Genomic DNA, 22442 nt, shown 5'->3' on the forward strand with positions numbered 1-22442 from the left:
TGATTCCTCGGGAGCCACCGCATGATTGCAGGCGGCCCCCCTTGCTTTATTCCTCGCCCAGAGTCAGCTTGAGCACATCCAGCGCCATGGCCGGGCTGTTGATGCTCTCGCCCTGGCCGTTGATGGCATAGTCCAGGAAGTATTCCATCTCCCGCATATAGCGGTCGTTCACCGGCTCCTCAAAATGCTGCACCAGACCGTTGGCCAGCGTCAGGGTACCCGCGCCGAAGTCGGCAGTCACGGTGCCGTCGGCGCAGAACAGCTCGATGGTGCGCCGGTAGGTGCGGCCGAAGTAGTCCAGATGGATCTCCGCCAGCATGTGGGGATACCGGGCGATGTAGACGGACAGATCGTCCGAATCGATTTCCAGATCAGAGTAGGTACCCTTGAAGTTGTAGCTTTCCAGAGGTTTTCCGAACAGCTCCACCATATAGTCCCACTCGTGGATCAGGTCGATGGTCACGCCGCCGCCCATGTCCTTGTGGGCGGAGTAGACCTTCCGGTAGTCCACGCCGGGCCGCCAGTCCGGCAGATAGGACGAGCAGATCACCCGGGCAGAATAGGGCCGCAGGGTGGGCATCAGCTTTTTCAGCGCCAGAAAGGTGCCGCACCAGCGCATGGGCGCGGCCACATAGGCCTTCTGGGTTTCCAGCCCCAGCTCGGCCAGATCGTAATTGGTGTGGTCAAAGATGGGCTTTTCGATGAACAGATTCTCGGCCTTGCCCGCCAGATCCGCCAGCGTGGAAGCGTGCAGACTGGTGGGGTTGGTGATGAAGGCCACGTCGTAATGGCCCAGCTGCTCAAAGTCGATGTACTGGTGCTTGATTACCGCCGCCAGCTCCGGGGGCAGGGGCTTCAGGCTGGAGCGCAGCGCGTCCACCTCCAGCGGAATGCCCCGTCGGGAGGCGATGTGGATCAGGTTGTTCAGATGCCGCTTGCCGATGGAACCCAGGCCCACAAACAATACTTTCATGGTGCTTCCTCCTTTTCTTTGTGTTGGAGATTGGCCAAAACAGGCTTACGCCTCCTCGATGGCCTCGATCAGCCGGATGGTCTCCAGATCCTTTTCAAAGCTGTAACGGGGCTGCTCGGCGCCCTTGAGCACCGCGAAGAAGTTGGCCAGCTCGTCCACATAGGCGTTTTCCACGATGTTGTCGCTGTAACGGGAATCGTGCTCAAAGCTCTCGTAGGTGTTCACCGGCAGCTTTTCGCCCTTGTCGTGGTCGAAGGTGTAAAGGCTTCTGGGGTTGCCCTCCCAGAACAGGTGCAGCCCTTCGCCAAAGCATTCAAAGTTGCGCACCGCCTTGGGGCTTACCACATCCACCGCCAGCATGCCCTTCACGCCGTTTTCGTGGCGCAGGGTCACAAAATAGCTGTCCGGGTAGTCCACCTCCAGCTGGCTGATCTTATCCTTTTCCACATGCAGGCTCTTCACCGGTCCGAAGGTATCCAGCAGCCAGGGCAGGTCGATGCCGAAGATCTCCCGCACGCCGCCGGTGCGCTTGTCGCCCACGAAGAAGTTCTTGTAGTTCTCCCAGGGGTGCCAGTCCGGCAGGTACTGGCCGATGTGGTAGATGTAGTTCACCGGTTTATCGAAGGCTTCCACCTGCCGCTTGATGTACTGGGTCTCGCCCCGGTAGAGCATGGTGGAGGAAAGGAACAGGGGCAGGCCCTTCTCTCTGGCCTTTTTCATGTTCTCCTCGTAGCCGTCGCTCACCAGATTCAGCTCGGTGAACACCGGCAGGCCGGCGTCCAGCAGCTCGCTGATAATGGCCGCATGGGTGATGGGGGCGGTGCAGACCAGCGCCGCGTCGAATTTGTCCGCCGCCACCGCTTCGCCGATGCTGGCATAGGCGGTGATGCCCAGGCCCTCGGCCTCGGCCCGGCGGGACTCGGTGGTGTCCACGCCGCTGATCTGGATGGATGCGTCCATTCCCCTGGCCAGGCGGGCACGGCGCTTGCCCATGCTGCCCAGACCCACGATCAAAAGTTTCATTTGTTCACACCTCGCGTTTTTGTTCCGGCGGTTCTTTTGCCGCCCGCCGGGAATCATTCCAGTTGCAGCCGGTCGGCCGGAACCCAGCCGGGCCGGTCGCCGGTTTTGATAAGGGCCCAGTCCCCTGCCCGGGCGGCAAGGCCCACCTGCTGGCCCGCTTTCAACGGCGGGCGGTAGTCGGTGTAATCGTCCGCCAGCTTCCAGCCGGTTTCCGTCTGCTTCACCAGCTTTGCAGGGGCACGGAATTCCCGGCCGGTGGCCTCGTGGCGGCAGCGGCACCAGCCGCCCTGCCATTCCAGCGGCTGCACCGCGTAATTGGGCCAGTTGATGTTCACGGTGGCGGGACTTTCCGTCTGCGGGCACAGCACCCGCACGGCGGGCAGATCGTCCACCCACTCACAGCCCAGGTATTCTCCATCCTGCAAAACCGCGCCGTTCAGCTGGCCGCCGGTCTTGACCCGGTTTCCCCCGTCGATGCAGAGGATCTTCCGCGCCTTATCCTCATAAGGGGAAAGGCGGCACTCGGTCAGGTCGTAATTGCAGGCCGGGTAATGGCCCACCACCAGCAGCCGGTCAAAGGCCCCGGCACTTTGCAGAAAGGCGCGCCGGGTAATCACATCCACCGGATCCTGTTTATCCGGCGGCAGGGCCGCATCCATGGCCGCGTGGGCGAAATAGTACTGCTCGCTTTCCAGAATCCGGGGCAGCCCAGCCAGAAAGGCCGCCTGCTTCGGATAGGCCCGGCAAAGGGCCTGAATGGTGCCGTGGGCATCCGCCAGCGCCTCGCTGCGGCCAATGCCCTGTTTCGCGCACTGCTCCCAGAACAGCTGCCTTGGCTGGCGGTCCAGAAAGAACGGCAGCCAGGGGGCCTCGGCCTCATCGTTCATGCCGTCGCAGTTGCCCAGCAGAATGTACACGTCCGGCAACGCTGCCAGCTCCATGGCGAATTCCAGCATGGCCATGTTCTCCTCGCCCTTGGTCAGAAGATCCCCCGCCAGCACCAGCGCATCGGTGCCGAGGCGGTAGTCCAGCTTTTGCAAAAGCCGTTCCAGCAGGGCTTTGCAGCCATGGATGTCACTGATGGCAAGCACCCGCTGGCCCGGTTTGAACGCCGCTTTGCGGACCATACCCGGGGCCATGGGATAATGCTTACTCCACGGGTCCATCGTAGAACCCCTTGGGCGCGCCAAACTCCGGCCGGGCCAGCTGCTGGCGCAGAATCTGCACGATGCGACCGCTGGTATCGCCCCCATTGTAGGGGCTCACGGTCCGCTTTGCCTTTGCAGCAAATTTCGGGCTAAAGGCGGTTTTGAGCGCCGTCAGAATTTTTGTTTTCTCGGCGGGGCAGCAGATCACATTGGGGCAGATGATCCGCCCGGCCTGCCGCTCGCCGATGTTCACCGTGGGCACCCCAAAGGTGGGGGTTTCCACCACACCGGAGGAGGAATTGCCCACCACCGCCGCCGCGCAGGCCATGGCGGACAGATACCGCTTGACCCCGAGGCTTGTAAAGGCAATTGCCCTGTCGGGATATTTTTCTACCCACCGGTCGATCAGCTCATTGATGGCAAGGCCGCCCGCGTCCGCGTTGGCCTTGGTGATGAGCCAGCGCACCGGCTGGGTCTTTTGCAGCTGCTCCATGGCATCCAGCAGCTGGGCCACCTGCTGGGTGGGGCTGGCCCCTCCGGCAGTCTCCGGGTGGAAGGTGACCAGCGCAAAGGGCCCGCTCAGGTCAAAGCCCAAGCTCTCGCTCAGCTCTTCCCGGCTCATCTTGGGCATGGTGCGGATGTTCTCATCCCCCAGACCGCCCACGTTGAACACGGTGTCCGGCGCTTCGCCCATACGGATGACCCGCCGGGCATACTCCGCGCAGCTGGGGAAATGCAGGTGGGCCATTTTGGTGATGCAGTGACGGTAGTAGTCGTCTGCTGCACCCAGAGTCACGTCGCCGCCGCTGATGTGGGCGATGGGCACCCCGGTCATGGCCGCGGCCTGTGCCGCTGCAAAAATCTCGTACCGGTCGCCCAGCACCAGCACTGCGTCCGGCTTATGCTCCCAGAACCAGCGGCTGAACTGCTGGATGGTATAAGCCACCGTGTCCGCCGTAGCCAGCGGGCCGGTGCCGAATTTCAGAATGGGGATACGAGCGGCAATGGGTACCCCGTCCGCCTCGATCTCCTGCACGGTATTGCCGAATTCCGGGGCCAGATGGGCGCCGGTAACCAATACTTTCAGTATAAAATCGTCCGATTTCAACAGTTTTTGGATCACCGGACGCAGCAGGCCGTACTCGGCCCGGGTTCCGGTGACGACCGCAAGGGTCTTTGGCTGGGCTGCCATGGGCAGCACCCCCTTTTGCTTTTTGGATCGCGCCGCCCTGAAACACAGAGCGTCAAAAGCGCGGCGCTGCACGCATTACAGCTCGATCTTTTCGTCCTCTTCAAAATCGCGCCCAGCGGTCTTGCCCAGCACCTCGTACCAGCGCATGGGGCTGATGCCGTCGCCGGGGCGTTTGGTGGTCAGGTTTTCGGCGGTGAAGGTCTCCCCCGCCTTGATGGCCCGGGCCGCCACGATGCTCTTGCGGGCGATGGGCTTGTTCTTGGCCTCGCTGGCACTCACTGCCTTGCGGCCGGTGCCCAGGGCGGCCTCGGTGTGGCGCACCGCCTGCACCATGGCCTTCAGCTCGGCGGGCTCCAGACTTGCCTTGTGATCCGGGCCCTCCATGGTTTTGTCCAGCGTGAAGTGCTTTTCAATGACCGTAGCTCCCAGTGCCACCGCCGCCACGTCACACTCCCAGCCGGAGGTGTGGTCGGAAAGGCCGTAGGGCAGGCCGAACTGTTCGCCCAGCTCCAGCATGGCCAGCAGGTTCGCATCCTCATAAGGGGTGGGGTACTCGGTGTTGCAGTGCAGCACGGTCACCCCGGGGCAGCCGTTGTCCTCCAGAATGCTCAGGGCATCCTCGATTTCGGGCAGGGTGCTCATGCCGGTGGAAAGAATCACCGGCTTTTTGGTGCGGCCCACCGCCTCCAGATAGGGCAGGTTGGTGATCTCGCCGCTGGGCACCTTGCACATGGGCAGATCCAACCCGGCCAGAAACTCCACGCTGGGCAGATCGAAGGGGGCGGACAGATACTGGATGCCGATGGAATCGCAGTATTCCTTCAGCTCCTTATGGGCTTCAAAGCCGAAGTGGATGCGGCGCACCATCTCCAGCTGGCTTTCTTCGGCCCCGGTCTCCCGCTTCTGGTACTCCGCCTTCTGGGCAAATTTGGAGATCACCAGCTCGGGCACGGCGGTCTGGTATTTCACCACATCCGCGCCGCACTCCTTGGCCACAAGGGCCATCTTCTTGGCCAGCTCCAGGCTGCCGTTGTGGTTCACACCGGCTTCCGCAATGATCAAAACGCTCATGGAATCGCTCCATTTCTTATACAAAACGTAATTTTTATACACTTTTCAACTGATTTTCACCGGTTTTCGACCGACTTCCGGCCGTTTTGTGGAAATTCAGCTGTTTCCTTCCAGCCGGCGGCGCATGTGATCCAGCTCTTCGATCTGGCCCATGTCCATCCAGCTCTGCTCGCTGATGGGGTATACACCCACCTTTTCGCCGGCAGCCCGGTAATGCTCGATGATGTCGGTAAAGCCCTGCTTTTTGCCGTCCTCCAGCTCCTCCACCACACGGGGCTCCACCACATACACGCCGGTGTTGGTGAGGAAGTTCATCTCCGGCTTTTCCCGCATGGTCTGGATGGTGCCGTCGTTGTTCAGCTCGATCACGCCGTAGGGCACGGTGAAGTGCTTCACCGCACAGACCATGGTGATGATGTTGCCCTGGCTCTTGTGGTAGTTCAGGATATCGCCGTAATCGGCATCCAGCAGGATGTCGCAGTTGGACAGGAAAAAGGTGTTGTCCAGCTTGCCCTTCAAAAGGCACAGACCGCCACCGGTGCCCAGAGGCTCGTCCTCATCCGCATAGGAAACACGATAGCTCTTCTCCAGATCGTTGAAGTAGCTCTTGATCATGTTCTTTTTGTAGTTGACCACCAGATGGAAATCGGTGCAGCCAAAATCACAGAAGCGGTCGATGATCAGCTCCAGGATGGGGCGCTCGCCCACCGGGATCAGGGGCTTGGGCAGGATCTTGGTGTAGGGGTACAGGCGGGTGCCCAGACCGCCGGCCATGATAACCACCGGCAGCCCGGCGCAGGTGCGGTTGTCCAGATCCACGCCGCTGGTGAAGATGATGTCCGCAATACGGCCCTGCTTGTCCAGCAGAGGCAGCGCGTCGATACCCTGCTCCTCAATGTAGGAACGGGCCCGGGCACGCTGCTCCAGCGGCAGGCTCTTGGGGTGGTAGTTTGCGGCTTCGCGCAGCGGGCCTTCCAGCGCGCCGCCCCGCAGAATGTACTTGCGGATGTCGCCGTCGGTCACCGCTGCCGCCAACTTTCCCTCCGGAGCAATGAACAGGATGCGCTGGCCGGTCTCGTCCAGCTTTTTCAGGGTATCCAGCACACTGGTGTTTTCGTCGATCAGCAGCTCGTCGATGCGCAGCATGGGCGCTCGCCTCTCTTTCGTCGATGTATTGTTACAGCGCCAGCAGCGCGTCGATGACCCGCTGGCAGTCCTCGCGGGTCAGGTTGGTGGAGCAGGGCAGGTTCACGATCTTGGCCCGGTAATCCTGGGCCTTTTCGTCGCTGAACACCTGATTTTTGCCGTAGTCGGCCTGCTCGTGGATCAGGGCCCACACCGGGCGGGTCTGAATCTTCTGCTCCTTCAGCGCCTGGATCACCTGATCCCGCTGATGGCGGGGATCCTCCAGATAAAGGGAGAAGAACCACTTGTTGGGGCGGGTGCAGTCGTCCCGGAAGGGCAGGATGCGGTAGCCGTTCTTGCCGTCCAGCGCGTCCTTGTACATCTGCCACATCTCGTGCTTATGGGCGATGAAGCCCTCCACCTGCTCGATCTGAGCCAGACCCAGCGCCGCCTGCAGGTTGGTCAGGCGGTAGTTATAGCCCACCTCGTCGTGCAAGAACTGCAGCTCGTCGGCCTTGGCCTGGGTGGACAGATGCTTTGCATGCTCGGCCCAGTCCGGATGGTTGGAAACCACCATGCCGCCGCTGCCGGTGGTGATCAGCTTGTTGCCGTTGAAGCTGTAAACGCCCACGTCGCCGATGGTGCCGGCGTATTTGCCCGCGAAGGGGCCGCTGGTGTAGTAGGTGCCCAGCGCCTCGGTGGCATCCTCGATCAGGATCAGGTTGTATTCCTTTGCAATGCGGGTGAACTCCACCATATCCGCCATATTGCCGAACACGTGCACCACCAGCAGGGCCTTCACATGGCGGCCGGAGGTGTTGTTGATCAGCTTGCCGTCTTCCATGTGGCACTCCTCTTTGCAGAAGCGCTCGGCGGCGGCGGGATCCATGCACAGGCTGTCGTCACAGCCGATGAACACCGGCTCGGCGTTTGCGTAGCGCACCGGGTTGACCGCGGCGATGAAGGTGAGGGTGGGCACGATCACCTCGTCGCCCGCACCCACGCCGGAAATCAGCATGGCCAAATGCAGGCCGGAGGAGCCACAGTTGCAGGCCACGGCCCGGTCCATGTGCACATAGTCGGCGATGGCCTTTTCAAAGTCGCCCACCTTGCTGCCGCCGGTGGACACCCACTCGCTGACCACCGCGTCACTCACATATTCTTTTTCCTTGCCGGAAAAATTGGGAACAGACAAAGGAATAAAGTTTGCCATTTTCAATAACCTCTTTTCCAAACATTGGGCTGGCGCCGGGCCGCTTTTGGGGCGGCGCTCAGCGCTTCTTGCTTTTGTATGTTTGCCAGGCGCTCTGAGCCAGCGACAGTGCGCAGGCTGCGAGCCCCGGGTAAAGCACCAGTTCCATGGCCCCGTACCAGCCGGGGGCAAAGTAGCTGACCACGCTGGCCGACTCGTTCATGGAAAAGCCGGAAAGCGTCATGGTTACGGGCTTTTCCTCCTCCGGGCTGCAGGGGTCCAGCCGCAGAGCGGCGATGTTGCCCTGGGGCAGGGTGTACACATAACTGCCGTTGTCCTGCTGGGCAGCGAACACCCGCTTGTTCACGCTGAAGGGCTCCCCTTCGGCGTTTGTGTAGTACAGGCACATCTCCCGAGGGCTGCGGTCAAAGCTGGCGGTCAGGCGCAGAGTTCGCACCGTCATGCCGTCGGTGTTGCGCCAGATCATCTGGGGGTCGCCGCTGGTGGTGATGTAGCTGCCGTTTTCCAGCAGCTGCATGTCCACCAGTTCAAAATTGTCCACCGTGAGCTCGCACTCATAAAGCGTTCCGCCCGCCTTGGCGATCATGTCCGTACCAAGGCTCCACACGCTGCTCCCCAGCCAGACGATCACCGCCACCGCATAGCACAAAATCGGCAGAAAGGCCGGGCGGCCCAGCCATTGTTTCAGTTTTGCGATCATCGGGGCACCTCCATTGCGACCGGCTCATAGCCGTCGGGCGTGATGCGGTAGAGCAACGTCTCGCCATTTTCGGCGGCGGCCAAGCCGTCGGTGAACAGGCTGCCGTATCCGGCCACAAAGCCCGCGTCCAGCTTGTCCACAAAGATGTAGTCGCAACCGCTCTCGGCCACTGCCTTTGCAAAGTCCTCGGTGCTGTAGGCGTGGAAGTAGATCGCGCCCTCCACACTGGGGTCGGGCATGTTCTCGGGCAGGCAGAAGCTGCCGCCGCCCGCACCGTACAGGCCGGATTCCTCGTTTTTCTCCCAACCACTGTAATCCAGAATGTTGGGCTGGAAGTAGCAGCTGTAGGTGAACCAGAGCAGGCCGTCGTCGCCCTGGCTCACAAAGAAGATGCGGTCGTCCTCGTCAATCTCATCCTTCACCGCGTCCACCTTTTCCATGATCAGATACTGATCCGCAAAGGTGGCATCGGAAAAGCCCAGCACGCTCATCTGGGGCAGCACCATCATGTTCACCCGCACCAGCATCAGGCAGGCAAAGGTCAGCGCACCGGCCTGCCCCAGCAGCCGCCATCGGCCGGTCTGCACCACCCAGGCCAGAACAGCCGCGGCCATCAGGAACCAGGCGATGTAATAGGTGTACATATAACGGGAATAATCGATCAGATCCGTGGCCTGGGATGGTTTGAAGATGAAGCCGTAGCTCAGCGCCAACACATAGTTATACGCCACAAAGCCGAGGGAACTCAAGCCCATCCAGCACAAAACACGCAGCCGCTGGCGCATTCCCTTTGCGAACACCAGCGCGATCACAAACAGAACGAGGATCAGCACCGTGACCACCACGCCCGGGCCGATCATGGAAAGAGTCCATTTTTCACTGCTGAAAAATGCGTCCCACATGTTGGCCATGGCGGTGTAGAACTGCTCCTGTCGGGCAGCGTACTCCTCCGGTACCGACAGACCCAGAAGCATCTTCGTTCCCTGCAGCGCTGCGCCAAAGGGGCTCAGCGAGGTGGTGCCGGTACCGCCGCTCTCGGCGTTTTTCTGCACCAGCACCGCGATATAGTTGCTCCACACCTTATACTGGGCCATGGGCACCGCCAGGCACAGCACCGCAAAACCGAAGCGCCGGGCAAGGCCCTCTTTCCAGCGGGCCGCGTAGTCAAAGAGGAAGGCATCCGCCGCGATGCAGCCCGCCACAATCAGCGCAATGGGGAAGGTGTTGTCCTTGATGTTAGCCATCAGAGCCAGCACCGGCAGCACCGCCCAGCGGGGCCCCGTGCCCTTTTCGCTGCGCAGGGCGATCCACATGGCCACCGCGCCGCCCGCCAGCATACCGGCGGGCACGTCGCCGTAGGTGCTCATGTAGGTGTCGTCCAGGTAGATAGTGCGGGCATATACCGTGAAGAACCAGGGCGTGCACCAGCCGATCACCGCCATGGGCAGGGCCAGCCGGTAATTTTTGAACCCGATGGCCCCCACCAGCGCGGCAATGCAGCCAAACAGAAGCAGGTCGTAGGCCAGATATACCTTGAAGGGGGCAAAGGCCCCGAAGAACTGCACAAAATAGCTCAGCACGATCAGGCCGCAGTTCTGGGTGGCCTGCCAGGGGGCGCCGTATTCGCAGATGGTGTACAGGTGGTTGGTGGTACTGGTCATCTGTGCCGCCGGGCCCCAGAAGCTGAACTCGTCGAACTTGTGGAACATGGGCTGGCGGATGGAAAAATACACCGCGAAGCTGATTGCCAATCCCCAGAACACCACCGCGCCGGGGCTGAGCAGCCGCCGGGCCTCGCTGCGTTTTTGCACCAGAGCAAACGCGCCCAGGCCCCAGGCCGCCAGATAGAACACCCAGCCGCCCGCCACCAGCAGATCCGCCACGCCGACCAACGTAAACCAGATGCCGGTGATGCCCAGCGCGGTCAGCGGAGCCAGCGCACTGTGCAGCCGTGCCTTCAGCGTAAGGAAGGCGCACAGGCCGAACAGGGCCGTAAAACTTAAAACCAGATCAAAATACTGCAAGCTCATTTCTCCTTTTTGAAAGGTTCAGGCTCTAAAATTGCCCACAGCTCCCACAGCACCGCAACAAGCACCGGCGGCACAAGCAGCCCCAGCACAAGGCCGGTGGCGGTGGGAACAAAGGCGGTATACCAGCCCTCGGCCGGGTTCAGGGTGACCCCGTCAAAGCGGGTGGTCACACCGCCCACGCTGTCCGGGTCCAGGCGGATCTCGCTTACCACGCACCCGCCCAGATCAAAGCGGTACACCCCGTCGGCGGTCTTTTGGGCATACACCATTTGGGCCGCGGAAAAATCCGCCTGACCCGGCGCTTTCCAGTAAAGCACCACTGCCTGACCGGGGGTAAGCTGCTCCATGCGCAGTTCCACCGTTTCCAGATAAATCCCTTCCGGGTTCGGGGCAATCCAGTGCAGCTGGGGGTCGGTATCGGTGGAGACGTACCACACGCCTTCCCCCTGCCCTTCCAGCTCCTGCACGCCCACGCCGGTCAAATCCTGCCAGGCAAGCTCGGTCTGCGCCTTCATGCCCTTGTGGGCGTACCAGGCGTTTTTGCCCAAACTCACCCCGCTCAGAATCAGCCAGAGGGCCAGCACGGCAAGGTAGGCCGCCGCCAGCCAGCGAATCGGTCGTTTCATGCCGCGCCTCCTTCCTCATACACCCAGCGCACGGTGTCGCCCTCATACTCCACCCGCAGCAGAATCACCGAATCGGTGCGCCGGTCGGGCAGATCGTCGACACCGAAGGCGGGGCCGATGGTTCCGGCGATGTAATCGTCGCTCTCGTCAATGAGAATGTGGGTGTAGCGTTTGTCCAGCAGGAACAGGCGCAGATCGTCCGCCGTGCAGACGGTCTGGTAATTGTACACCTCCGGCATGCCCTCCTGCGCACGGGCCGGGTCCACCAGATTCATGTGGGTGGTGTCCCAGCTCCAGTCGCCCTCGTGGCCGTAGCCGAAGCCGCCGAAGCCCCGGGCCAGAGTGGCGTTCAGATCGTAGCCGAAGTAGTTCCAGCGGGTGGCGTCGTCGCCCTGACTGATGAGCAGAACGATGTCGTCCCAGCTCAGCAGGTCGTTCACCTGCCCGGCCCGCTCCTTCACGTCATCCCGCACCGAGTAGACCACATGGGGGTAGTTCCAGAAGCCCGCGGCGGGCACGCCCCGCCAGCCGATCAGCACACAGAACACCGCCAGCACGCCCACACCGGCCAGCCGGGCCAGCTTGGCCCACGCGCCGCCAAAGCCCGCCCGGGCCAGAAGGCCCAGCGCCATCAGGAAAAAGCCCAGATAATAAGGCCCGATGTAGCGGATGTAATCCTTCAGCTGCAAAGCCTCCGGGTCCTTGAAGTTGAACACATACAAAAACAGGTGGAACACCAGAAAGGCCACCAGCGCCAGTGTTCCGAACACTGCCAGCACCACCGGCCGGCGGCGCTCCTCGCCCTTCTTCTGAGCCAAAAACACCACGGCCAGCACAAGGAAGATGGCCGCCAGCGCCAGCGCACCGCCGCCCAAAAGGCACACCGGCACGCTCACCGGGCTTTTCAGCATCAGGGCACTCACCTGGGTGAACTTTTCGGTGGGCTCCTCCAGCCGCAGCAGCTGCCGCACGCCGGAGAGGATGGCCGCGCCCTGACTCATGGCCGCGTCGCCGCTGCCCACGGTGGTTTTGTCCGCACCGGTCATGGCCGCCACATAGCGGGTCCAGCCCAGATAAAACCCGGCCACCGGAATGGCCAACAGCACGCCGCCGCCCACTGCCTTGGCCAGACGGCGGCCAAAGCCCGCCAGCGGCCCGGTGAACAGGGCATCCGCGCAGACAAGGCCCACCGCGATCAGGGCATAGGCAAGGCCCATGTCCTTGATCAGGGTCAGGAAGCTCACCTGCACCAGCAGCACCGGCAGGCAGCAGACCTTATCCTTTAACGCAAAATACAGGCAGACCGTGGCCCCGAACACAAAGCCCAGGGGCAGGTCACCCAGCACCGAGAGATACACGGTGGACAGCTCCCCCACCGAGGGGGCGCTGAAAAAGTAAGGCAGCAAGAAGCCGCAGCCTGCCAGCACCAGCGTACTGCTCCAGCGTTTGCCCGCCAGCGCGGCCATGGCGGCCACCGTCGCAGCCAGCATGGTGTCGTAGGCAAAATAGGCGCTCCACTCCGAGAACCCGGCGCTGAATAACTGGAACAGATAAACCACCAGCATCATGCCCGGGTTGGAGGCCTTGGCCAGCAGGTTGCCCTGGGCCGCCGGATGCAGCACATTCTGCAGCTTGGTCAGTTTGGCGGCGGAGCCCCACAGGGTGAACTCGTCGTTTTGGGCAAATTCCGGCCGTGTGATGGCGAACACCACCAGAAAGAACACACCAGCCGCCAGAAATACGCCGAAGGCCGGTGTGAACAGGGTCTCCAGCGTTTCGGCCAGCTGGCGGCGGGCCAGCAGAACGGCCACAAGCGCCGCCGCGCCCAGATAAAACAGCCAGCCGCCCACCGGCAAAAGGCCCGCAAAGCCCCAGAGGCAGAGCCACACCGCCCCGCCGCCGATCACCGGCAGCGGGAACAGGGCAGCATCCGCCCGGCAGAGCCGGGCAAGGCAGGCGCTGTACAGCCCAATGGCCGCCAGCGCCAGGAATCCGCTGATCGTTACCATCACCATCGCGCGTTTTCCCCCTTTTCAGTCAAGTCAGAATCCATCATGCGGGCAGCACAAACACCGGCCCGATGAAGTAATGCTGGAACAGCAGCACCGCCCCCAGCATACCGAAGGCGGCAAAGGTCCACAGCGCCACTGCCTGGGGCTTTTTCTGCCCGGCGGAAAGGCGGGGCTCCAGCACATGGCTGAGCACCGCTGCCAGCAGCACCGTGAGCATCAGGAAGGCAGGCAGGAAGTACCGCGCCTGCACGCCGATGATACGAATCATGCCCACCGGCGTGCTGGTGATATACATGGCGGTGGCTGCGCCGGCGATGTACAGCACGCTCAGCGCACCCAGGCCCAGCGCGGGCGCGGGCTTCAGGCTGCTCTTTTCATGCACCGACAGCACCGCGCCGAACAACAGCAGCATGGGGCTGATCAGGCTGATGAAGGGCACCTCCAGATCCAGCGCGCCGAACACGCCCATCTGGCCCACATAGAAGTTGTTCTCGTAAAAGGTTCCTAGCAGCACCGCGATGTAGCGCAGCGGGTTCGAGAGGATGAACGCCAGCTGGTCCACCTCGCTGGCCCCGGCAATCTGCCGCCCCACATAGGGGTAATTGTAGCGGAAGGCGGTGCCGTACCAGTCGAAGAATTTGCCCAGAGCAAACCCGCCCACCAGACAGGCCAGTGCCAGCTGCCACTTTTTCCAGCGGGTTTTCCATGCGCTTTTGGGCAGCACGATGGGCAGCACCAGCCACAGCAGGTTGATGTAGGGCTTGGCCACGTTCATCATCACGAAGGCGAACAGGAACAGACCGATGTCTCGATCGGTGATCTCGTCCTTGCAATAGAAGCTGGCCACCAGATAGTAAAAGCCCAGCAGGGTGGCGTCGTAGCTCACCGAAGCGGCCATATAAAGGCTCAGCGGAAGCAGCATGAAGGCCAGAAAGACCGGTTTGTAGCGCCTGCAGTTGCGCAGCGCCAGCCAGCACAGCGCCGCATAGGCGGCCAGATTGGCCAGCCGGGCAGCGTACATGCAGCCCAGCGCGCCGAAGCCCAGCAGCCGGGCGATCAGGATGCCCAGCGCCTGCGGCGCCATGGAGATGGTCATGAAGAAGTAGGGCTCGCTCACCGAATGTTCGGCGGGCTGGCCGTCGAAATAGGCGGCAAAGCCGTCGGCCACGCCGCTCACCGGCCCGCCCTCGCCCTGCTGCTTGAGGGCATAGCCCTCGGTGGTGTAGACGCTGGGGTTGCCGTCCTCATCGGTGGTCATGCCCTGGCTGGTGTGGCTGTTCACCCAGGCGCCGGGGAAGCTCTCCACCAGCTTGGCCACGTCATCCGGATAGGTGCGGCTGGCATCAAAATCCAGATGCCCAAGGCTCAGCGAATAGCTGCGCAGGAAGTGATTGGTCTCATCCGGCGTTTGCAGGGGCGGATTGGCAAAGCAGAACAGCGCGCCGCACAGAAAGATGCAGATTGCGGCCCTTGTGTCCAGCTGCCTGACAAAACGCACCAGCAGAAACACCGCCAGCGTGGCGGCGCTGGCCAGCCCCACTATCGCCACCGTGAGAGGCAGCGCCCCGATGCGGCCTTCCAGATAATAAAACACCCGCCAGTAATAGGCAAAGCATACGGCACCGGCGCAGGCGCACAGCCAGCCCAGCAGCCAGAACACCCCGCCGGGCAGCCGCCGCAGCCGGGCCAAAATGTTTTGTTGCGTCATAGAAATTCCTTTTCGCTTTGTTGTTTTTTGCCGTTTCTCCGCGGCGGGAAAACTCCCCTTTTTAAACGGCATAAGCCGGGCAGACCTTTTTGCAAAAGTCCGCCCGGCAATGGCAAGGCAAGCCCGGGGGCATGCCCTGCCCGTGAGCTTACAGATTATAAACGTCCGGCTTGTAGCGGTCCAGATTGTTTTTCAAAAACTCGATGGTCGCCGCCAGACCCTGTTCGAAGGTGTACTGGGGCTTCCAGTCGGTCATGGAGCGGATCTTGGTAGAATCGCCCAGCAGACGGTTGACCTCGCTCTTCTCGGGGCGCAGGCGCTGCTCGTCGCACACGATCTTCGCCTCGGGGTTGATCTGGCGGATCAGCTCATTGGCCAGATCGCCGATGGAATGCTCCTCGCCGGTGGCGATGTTCACCTCCTGGCCGATGGCGGCGTCGCAGCCAGCCAGTGCCATAAAGCCCGCCGCGGTGTCCTTCACATAGTTGAAGTCGCGGGTGGGGGTCAGGCTGCCCAGCTTGATCTCGGTGGCGCCGGTGAGCAGCTGGGTGATGATGGTGGGAATCACGGCCCGGGCGCTCTGGCGGGGGCCGTAGGTGTTGAAGGGCCGTACGATGGTGACCGGCAGATCAAAGCTGCGGTAGAAACTCTCGGCCAGACGGTCCGCGCCGATCTTGGTTGCGGAATAGGGGCTCTGGCCCTGATAGGGATGCTTCTCGTCGATGGGCACATACTGGGCGGTGCCGTACACCTCGCTGGTGCTGGTGACCAGCAGACGCTTGGTGCCCACCTGACGGGCTGCGTTCAGCACGTTCAGGGTGCCCTTGATGTTGGTGTCCACATAGCTGTCCGGGCTGTGGTAGCTGAAGGGGATGGCGATCAGCGCCGCCAGATGGTAAACGATGTCCTGCCCTTCCATGGCATGGCGCACGCCGTTGGGGTCGCGGATGTCGCCCATGAACACCTCAATCTCGTTTTTGATCTCCCTGGGCAGGGTGTCCAGCCAGCCCCAGGTGCCGAAGGAATTGTAGTAGCAGAAGGCCTTGACCTTCTCGCCCTTCCGCACCAGCTCTTCGGTGAGGTGGCTGCCGATGAAGCCGTCGGCTCCGGTGACCATCACAGTGTTCGCCATATCGCAAAAATCTCCTTTACAACTTCGTTTGTTTTTATTCTAAAAATCTGCCGCCCCGCCGCCCGCTGCATAGCAGGGAGGGGCCACTTTGGTTGTTACCCAGTTGTTACTAAGTATAATATAAACCATCGATAATTTCAATAAAAAGAGCACCCTCGCCCTTCGGCGCCCCGCTTGAACACCCATTCGGCGCCCCGCTTGAACACCCGTTTTCCTTTACAGTGGTCAAAAAAGCCGGTATAATGAGGGTTTGGGAAGAAGTTCCCACAATATACCGAAACAAAAAGGATGGGCAACCGTTTTGAGCTTTCAAAATCTTTCTTACCTTGCCTTTGCGCCACTGGTGGCTTTTGTGTATCTGAAGCTTATGCCCCGGCGCTGGCAAAATCATTTTCTGCTTGCGGCAAGCCTTGTTTTCTATTGGTGCAACCGCCCCACCGGCGACGGTTTTGCCGGCCTGTGGCAGGCGCTTCCCATTGCCCTGCTGGCGGCCAGCTGTGTGTTCGTGTGGCGCATGGGCCTGAGCCTGCAGGCCGCCCCGCCCGAACAGCGCGGGCGGAAACTTGCCGCAGCGGTGATCGTGTTGCTGGCGGTGTTGGCGGTGTTCAAGTACTTCAATCTGGCGCTGGCCGTGCTGCCCTTCGCGCCCGGCGTGCTGCACCGGCTGCCCTTCCCGCTGGGCATCAGCTTCTACACCTTCGCCGCTCTCTCCTATCTGATCGACGTGAGCCGGGGCGACATGCCCGCCGAAAAAAAGTTTGTCAATCTGGCAACCTTCCTCAGCTTTTTCGGCACCATCACTGCCGGGCCCATCTGCCGGGCCCAGAAGGTGCTGCCCCAATTGGAACAGGAACACCGGTTCGACGCGGCCCGCACCGTGCGGGCGCTGCAGTTGTTCGCGCTGGGCTTTTTCAAAAAGGTGGCGGTGGCGGATGTGCTGATGATGTACGTGAGCCAGGTCTTTGCAGACATTCCCGGCCACGGCGGCCCCGCGCTGCTGGCGGCTACGGTGGGCTACACCTTTTATCTTTACTTTGATTTCGTGGGTTATTCCCAGATGGCCCGAGCCAGCGCCCTTTTGCTGGGGCTGGAGATCCCGGAAAACTTCAAGACCCCCTTCTTCGCCACCAACTTCTCCGGCTTCTGGAGCCGGTGGCACATCAGCCTTTCCAGCTGGCTGCAGGACTACCTGTTTACCACGCTGGTCTGGGCGGACGCTTCCAAGCTGCCGCTGCTGGGCCGCAAGATCACCCGGTTTTCGCCGGTGTTCTGTGTGTTCTGCGTCTTCTTTGTTTCCGGTTTCTGGCACGGCAACACCCTGCCCTTCGTGATCTGGGGCCTGTTGCAGGCCGCCTACCGGGTGGGCGAAGAGCTGCTGCATCAAAAATTGGGCAAGCCCAAAAAGAAAGCCCCTGCCCGCCAGCAGTGGGCAAAGCGGCTGGGCGTGTTCCTTCTGTGGAACTTCAGCATGGTATTCTTTGCCATGGGCAGTGCCATCGGCCAACCGGAGGGCGAAAGCTACGGCGTGGGCCAGGCCTTCGCCATTGTAAAAGGCTGGTTCGCCGGCTGGTCCCCCGCCCGCTTTGCTTCCGAGAGCTGGCAGGCCATTCTGGGCGGCTTCTACAACAACACCCTTATGGGCGCGGCCTGGATTTTGATGCTGGCCTGCACGCTGGCGCTGGCCTTCTGGCTGGACTGGCAGCGCAACTTCCAGTTCAAGAACAAGAGCGAGGAGCTGGTGCTCACCGCCCAGAAGCCCGCTGTGCGCTGGGCGCTTTACTATGCGCTGGTGCTGTTCAGCTTCGCCGGGCTCGTCATGCAGAACGGCGGCTTTGCCGGGGGCAGCTTTGCCTACGGCGGCTTTTGATCATTTTTGCAGAAAGGAGCCCACGGCCCCATGAAACATATTCTACGCAACCTTGCGCTGCTGCTGGTTCCGGTGCTGGCGTACTTCTGCCTGTTTGTGGCCTTTGAGCCCAACAATTACTTCGGCCTGCACCCAAATACCGACAGCGACGCCCCCATCAGCCGGCTGAAGGATTTCAAACGCGAGCCCGGCAATTCCATCATCATCGGCGATTCCCGCTTTGCCCATTTCGACATGGAGCTGGTGGAACAAACCAGCGGCCGCAGCTGGCAGAATCTGGCCTTCGGCGGCGCGTCGCTGCGGGAGGGCATCGACCTTTTAAACTGGGCGCTGGACGAGAACCCGGATCTGGAGGAAGTGATCTTCGGCTTTTCCTTCTACACCATCAACCAGGGCTACGACACCGACCGGATGAGCAACCTGGAAAAGACGTTGAACAATCCCTTCGCCTACCTCTTTAATCTGGAATACAACGTGAACATGCTCACCAACCTGCAAAACCAGATCACCGGCCGGGTGGATGCCCCCGAAACCGGCGACTGGGTTTACCCGCAGGACTACACCGCTGCCGACGGCACGGTGTATGAGGTGCACACCCTGCTGGCCGAGTACCCCGCCGCCCTGATCACCAAGTGTGAAAACTGGGCGCTGAACACCAGCCAGCTGGAGCGGCTGTACGAAGCCGCCGCCCGGTGTGCCGAACAGGGCGTGAAGCTGACCGTGGTGCTGGCCCCCATGGCGGACATCGTGAAAACCGAAGTCTGCGATGTGTACGGCGAGGGCGGCACCATCACCGACCAGATGGAAACCACCGTGCTGCCCCAGCTGGCGGAAAAATCCGCCGAACTGGGCCTCTCGGTGCTGGACTACGAATGGTCGAACCGGCCAGACTTTGACGACGATACCCAATTCTACGACGGCTTCCATCTGGACGAGCGCTACGGCCTGCCCCAGTGGACCGAGCAGCTGTTCACCGATCTGGGCTAAGGGCAGCCGTTTCTGCCCGAAAAGCCCCCACAAAAAGGAGCGAAAAAAGTGAGTCTTGATTTTCTGATCCTCTACGAGCACACGGTGCGGGAATACGAAAGCGACCTTCTTTTGAAGCTGGAGCTGGAGCGACGGGGCTACACCGCCGAGATCCGCCAGCTGCTGGACCGCAAAAAGCTGAAGTACTTCACCTGGAAAAAGCCCAGGGTGCTGGTGTCCAGCTGCATGTACGACAACGAGGCCATCAACAGCCACGTTTACAACAACGTGGGCAGGCTGAACAAAATCGTGAACCTGCACTGGGAGCAGATGCTCAGCGACACCCAGGAGGAGGGCGACTGGTTCAACTTTAACGGCAACGCCAAAAAGTGCGTGCAGACCTGCTGGGGCCGCCGCACCGCGGACCGGCTGATCGCCCACGGCATGGAGGAGAAAAACTGCCCGGTGACCGGCGCGGTGATGATGGACTTCGTGCGGCCGGAATTTTCCGGCTATTTCAAAAACAAGGCAGACCTGTGTGCCGAGTTCGGGCTGGACGCCTCCAAGGAGCTGCACCTGTACATTTCCAGCTTCGGCTATGCCAGCATGACCGAGCAGGAGGTGAAGGAGCTGAGCGAGATGGCGGGCACCGACTTCACCGGCTTTGCCGCCACCAACCGGGTGAGCATGGCCGAGACCCTGCGCTGGTTCGACGAGTATCTGGGCCAGCACCCGGAGGTTGAGCTGGTTTACCGCCGCCACCCCAGCGAGTGGAACAGCCCCCAGCTGGCCGAGCTGGCCAAAAAGCGGCCCAACTTCCATGTGATCTTCGCCTACGGCGTGAAGGACTGGATCATGGCGGCAGACTCCATCTCCATCTGGATGAGCACCGCCATTGCCGAGGTATACATGGCGGGCAAGAGCTGCCACATCCTGCGCCCGGCCCCCATCGAGCACGAGTACGACCCGGTGATCTACGCCGCAGCCAAGTATGTGACCAGCTACGAGGAGTTCCTCGCCGCCATGGCGGACAAAAACCCGCCCTTCCCCATCGCCCGCGAGGTGATCGAGGGCTATTTTGACCCCAGCGAAACCCCCGCCTATATCCGCATGGCGGATCTGCTGGAAACCGTGTATAAGGAGCCGCCCCGGGACGAGCCCATGGGCGAAGGCTTCACGCCCCATTTCAACTGGCTCAAGTTCTTCGCGCTGTGGGGCGTGCACATCCTGTTCGCCCTGCGCCTGCCCCCGAAGAAGGTGTTCTTCTTCCACAAGGGGCTGGCGGATTTTGCACAGCGCATCTACGGTTATGTGGAAAAAGCCTATGTGCCGAAGGCCCAGATCAGGGCCATGGAGGACAAGATCCGCCCCTTCGTGATGAAAGGGGGCAAGTAACCTGCCATGGAACGCCAAATGCGCCGCAACGTGCTGTTCAACACCGCGGGCAGCCTGCTTTTTTATATCTGTCAGGCGGCCATCACCCTGCTGGTCACCGCACTGGCCGGAGCCGAGGCCAACGGCCTGCTGGCCACCGGCATGACCATTGCCAACGTGTGTCTTTCCGCTGCCAGCTACGGCATGCGCACCTTTCAGGTGTCTGACCTTTCGGGCAAATACACCGACCGCAGCTACCTGCTCAGCCGCTATATCACCCTGACCGCGGCGGGGCTGGGCTGCCTTGTATTCTCCTTTGTGAACAGCTATTCTGCCGAGCAGCGGTGGGTGATCTTCCTCTACACCGGCTACCGGCTGATCGAAAGCTGGTCGGACGTGTGGCACGGCTATCTGCAAAAGGCCGAGCGGATCGACATCGTGGGCATCAGCTTCGGGGTTCGCGGCATCGTAACCGCCCTGAGCGTGACGCTGGGCCTTCTGCTCACCAAAGATCTAGTGCTCACGCTGGCCGTTCTGTTTGCACTGAACGCCGCCTATGTGCTGGTGGTGGACATTCCCCTGGCCCGCCGCCGGGCGGATTTCAAACGCACCGGCGGTGCAGGCGTGAAGGCTTTGCTGCTGGAATGCCTGCCGCTTGCGGTGTACGCCTTTTTGAACACCACCATCGCCTCGGTACCCCGCTACTACTGCGAGCGGATTCTGGGCAGCGTGAAACTGGGTTATTTCAACAACGTGTTTTTGCCAGTGATGATTCTGCAGGTGGCGGTGATTTATCTGTTTGTGCCCTTCATCACCACCTTTGCCCGCCTGTGGACCGACCGGAACGGCAAGGGCTTTTACAAGGGGCTGCGCCTGCTGGGTGCGGCACTGGTGACCCTGTGGATTGTCGGCACCATCGGCGTGGCCCTGCTGGGCCGGTGGGGGCTGTCGATTCTGTACCCCACCACCCCCGAGGTGCTGGACTACGCGCCGCTGCTTGGGCCGCTGGTGCTGGCCACTGTGTGCACGGTGGCGGCCACGGTGCTGTGCCATCTGCTCACCATCGCCCGGGAGATGCGTGGTCTGATCCTGGGCAATCTGGCAGGCCTTGCCGCCGCTCTCCTGGCCAGCCAGCCCCTGCTGCGCGCCTTCGATGTGTACGGCGCGGCCTGGGCCACCATTCTGGGCATCGGCGTGCAGGCCATCGCCCTGCTGGCCTTCCTGCTCGTTCGCTGCAAAAAGCAGTTTGCGGCCAATCAATAAACTCAAAAATGCAAAACGACAGCCCCTTCCCTTAGCCATTATGACATAAGGGAAGGGGCTGTCGTTGTATCCGTTTCTTTCGTATCGTTCAGCCTTTCTGCATCCGGCGGCCCATCCAGTGGGAATAGATCCCCGGTACACCCATGAGAACCAGCCAGATCATCATTCTGCCTGTATTCTGGGGCCAAAGCCAGTTGCCCAGAATCACCGCCGCGCCGCACAGGCCCCAGATCCCGCCGGTAACCATGTGGATATGGGTCCAGTTCTCTTCACTGGCCATGGAAAAGCGCTCCTGCACGCCCCAGCGGGAACCGAAGGGCAGCTCGGCCACATGGGCCGCCACGATCAGCACCGCCAGACCCACCAGACTGAACAAAAGCACCAGAATCTGTATCCTGCCGGTAAGGTTCGCCGCAAAGATCACGCTGTACATGGCCACACTCAAAAGCGGGATCAGCCAGCCCAGACCTTCCCGCAGCGCGCCCATCAGCCGGGGGCCCAGCACCATGCTGTGTACCGTGGCATACACCACCCAGTGCATCACCATGAGCACGGCGGGAATGGCGATCACCGCCCATGGCTTGCTCATCAGGCTGATCACCTCGCCGGTTTCGCCGCTCCACTGCACCGCCATCTGCCCGGGCAGGCGGCCGTAGGCCAGAAGCCCGGCCACCAGCGGCAGAGCGCAGGCCGCAAGGCCCGCCCAGAACGGAGTTTGTATCTGCTTTTTCATCCCACAGCACTTCCTTTCCTGCTCAGGCATCCCTGTGCCGACGCGATCGAACGGAACGCATCGCTTATGGGATGCGGATATTTTTCTACTGTTATCATAACGCGCTTTTGCCGCCCCGGTCAAACCCGGCGGCGGGCGGTTTTGCGCCGTTTGTCCGGCCCGTTCGCCCCGGCTCTTTTGCGGGCGGGGCGGGGCGCTGTTTTGCAAAAAATTCATGAATTCTGCGCCGGTGGCCCGGTGGGAATTTGTAATATGGCCCGGGGCATGCTATAATGAAGCGACGGCA

Annotated in this window: 18 protein-coding genes; 4 read left to right on the forward strand and 14 right to left on the reverse strand. The window is 61.5% G+C overall.

Annotated features, from left to right (window positions below; genetic code table 11):
- Window positions 1-46 precede the first annotated feature (46 nt).
- The 13 genes from EDD77_RS06830 to EDD77_RS06890 form a co-directional block, all read right to left on the reverse strand.
- Window positions 47-973, reverse strand: coding sequence for a Gfo/Idh/MocA family protein (locus tag EDD77_RS06830; protein ID WP_058963628.1), 927 nt, complete (start codon window positions 971-973; stop codon window positions 47-49).
- A gap of 45 nt (window positions 974-1018) precedes the next feature.
- Window positions 1019-1996, reverse strand: a complete 978-nt coding sequence (locus EDD77_RS06835; protein WP_058963629.1) for a Gfo/Idh/MocA family protein — start codon at window positions 1994-1996, stop codon at window positions 1019-1021.
- Between the two features lie 53 nt (window positions 1997-2049).
- Window positions 2050-3162 carry a metallophosphoesterase gene (locus EDD77_RS06840; RefSeq protein ID WP_058963630.1) on the reverse strand — a complete coding sequence of 371 codons (1113 nt, stop codon included), beginning with the start codon at window positions 3160-3162 and terminating at the stop codon, window positions 2050-2052.
- Window positions 3146-4336 (reverse strand): UDP-N-acetylglucosamine 2-epimerase, encoded by a 1191-nt coding sequence (gene neuC, locus EDD77_RS06845; RefSeq protein WP_058963631.1) that lies wholly within the window; start codon window positions 4334-4336, stop codon window positions 3146-3148. The genes EDD77_RS06840 and neuC overlap by 17 nt, the downstream gene beginning before the upstream one ends.
- Window positions 4337-4411: 75 nt before the next feature.
- Window positions 4412-5407 (reverse strand): N-acetylneuraminate synthase, encoded by a 996-nt coding sequence (gene neuB, locus EDD77_RS06850; protein ID WP_058963632.1) that lies wholly within the window; start codon window positions 5405-5407, stop codon window positions 4412-4414.
- A 96-nt stretch (window positions 5408-5503) separates the two neighbouring features.
- Window positions 5504-6553, reverse strand: a complete 1050-nt coding sequence (locus tag EDD77_RS06855) for a sugar phosphate nucleotidyltransferase (RefSeq protein ID WP_341439598.1) — start codon at window positions 6551-6553, stop codon at window positions 5504-5506.
- A 31-nt stretch (window positions 6554-6584) separates the two neighbouring features.
- Window positions 6585-7745 carry a LegC family aminotransferase gene (locus EDD77_RS06860; protein ID WP_058963633.1) on the reverse strand — a complete coding sequence of 387 codons (1161 nt, stop codon included), beginning with the start codon at window positions 7743-7745 and terminating at the stop codon, window positions 6585-6587.
- A gap of 58 nt (window positions 7746-7803) precedes the next feature.
- Window positions 7804-8445, reverse strand: a complete 642-nt coding sequence (locus EDD77_RS06865) for a hypothetical protein (RefSeq protein ID WP_058963634.1) — start codon at window positions 8443-8445, stop codon at window positions 7804-7806.
- Window positions 8442-10469 (reverse strand): hypothetical protein, encoded by a 2028-nt coding sequence (locus EDD77_RS06870; protein ID WP_132587351.1) that lies wholly within the window; start codon window positions 10467-10469, stop codon window positions 8442-8444. Before EDD77_RS06870 ends, EDD77_RS06865 begins: the two co-directional genes overlap by 4 nt.
- Before the next feature lie 2 nt (window positions 10470-10471).
- Complete coding sequence (locus EDD77_RS06875; protein WP_058963636.1) at window positions 10472-11101, reverse strand: hypothetical protein; 630 nt, start codon at window positions 11099-11101, stop codon at window positions 10472-10474.
- Window positions 11098-13116, reverse strand: a complete 2019-nt coding sequence (locus tag EDD77_RS06880; protein WP_058963637.1) for a hypothetical protein — start codon at window positions 13114-13116, stop codon at window positions 11098-11100. The genes EDD77_RS06875 and EDD77_RS06880 overlap by 4 nt, the downstream gene beginning before the upstream one ends.
- Window positions 13117-13153: 37 nt before the next feature.
- Complete coding sequence (locus tag EDD77_RS06885; protein ID WP_058963638.1) at window positions 13154-14821, reverse strand: DUF2142 domain-containing protein; 1668 nt, start codon at window positions 14819-14821, stop codon at window positions 13154-13156.
- 148 nt (window positions 14822-14969) lie between these two features.
- Window positions 14970-15953 carry an NAD-dependent 4,6-dehydratase LegB gene (locus EDD77_RS06890; protein ID WP_058963639.1) on the reverse strand — a complete coding sequence of 328 codons (984 nt, stop codon included), beginning with the start codon at window positions 15951-15953 and terminating at the stop codon, window positions 14970-14972.
- 301 nt (window positions 15954-16254) lie between these two features.
- Between EDD77_RS06890 and EDD77_RS06895 the strand changes: the two genes are divergently transcribed.
- The 4 genes from EDD77_RS06895 to EDD77_RS06910 are packed head-to-tail and all read left to right on the forward strand — an operon-like array spanning window position 16255 to window position 21423.
- Window positions 16255-17820 carry an MBOAT family O-acyltransferase gene (locus EDD77_RS06895; RefSeq protein WP_058963640.1) on the forward strand — a complete coding sequence of 522 codons (1566 nt, stop codon included), beginning with the start codon at window positions 16255-16257 and terminating at the stop codon, window positions 17818-17820.
- A 30-nt stretch (window positions 17821-17850) separates the two neighbouring features.
- Complete coding sequence (locus EDD77_RS06900) at window positions 17851-18807, forward strand: hypothetical protein (RefSeq protein ID WP_058963641.1); 957 nt, start codon at window positions 17851-17853, stop codon at window positions 18805-18807.
- A gap of 48 nt (window positions 18808-18855) precedes the next feature.
- The gene (locus EDD77_RS06905) at window positions 18856-20181 is read left to right on the forward strand and encodes a surface carbohydrate biosynthesis protein (protein ID WP_058963642.1); all 1326 of its coding nucleotides are present in this window, start codon (window positions 18856-18858) and stop codon (window positions 20179-20181) included.
- Between the two features lie 6 nt (window positions 20182-20187).
- Window positions 20188-21423: a lipopolysaccharide biosynthesis protein gene (locus EDD77_RS06910; protein WP_058963643.1), complete on the forward strand. Its 1236-nt coding sequence runs from the start codon at window positions 20188-20190 to the stop codon at window positions 21421-21423.
- Window positions 21424-21511: 88 nt separating this feature from the next.
- On the opposite strand, the gene EDD77_RS06915 is transcribed toward EDD77_RS06910, so the two are convergent.
- A complete protein-coding gene (locus EDD77_RS06915; RefSeq protein ID WP_058963644.1) occupies window positions 21512-22156 on the reverse strand; it encodes a DUF1648 domain-containing protein in 645 nt (214 codons plus the stop codon).
- Window positions 22157-22442: the final 286 nt, after the last annotated feature.

This window comes from Allofournierella massiliensis (assembly GCF_004345265.1).
In the GTDB taxonomy this organism is placed as follows: Bacteria; Bacillota; Clostridia; order Oscillospirales; family Ruminococcaceae; genus Allofournierella; species Allofournierella massiliensis.